Here is a 223-nt window from a genome sequence, read left to right as displayed (position 1 = left end):
CGAGCGATATCCTCTTGCCAGAGCTTATTAATCGTCTCATTCCGGCAACTCTCGATCCTGTTCTTGAGGCGCGCGATATCCTCGCCGATCTGATCGATCATTGTCAGTTGCGCGGCGAACGGCAGCAACCGAGGATCGGGAGCGGCATGGATCTTCCGCACCGCTGCGGTGCAGGCGGCGATGATAGCGGCATCGATCTTGTCGTTCTTGGCCCGCTGTAAAT

At 57.4% G+C, this 223-nt stretch carries 1 protein-coding gene; it reads left to right on the top strand.

Features of this window, described 5'->3' with window-relative positions:
• Positions 1–221 (top strand): hypothetical protein (locus MOV74_RS41375; RefSeq protein ID WP_246933153.1); only part of this gene is annotated, 221 nt, incomplete at its 5' end.
• Positions 222–223 lie beyond the last annotated feature (2 nt).

It is taken from the genome of Bradyrhizobium sp. SHOUNA76 (assembly GCF_023006445.1).
Taxonomy (GTDB): Bacteria; Pseudomonadota; Alphaproteobacteria; order Rhizobiales; family Xanthobacteraceae; genus Bradyrhizobium.
This window is presented reverse-complemented; position numbering and strand designations above follow the sequence as displayed.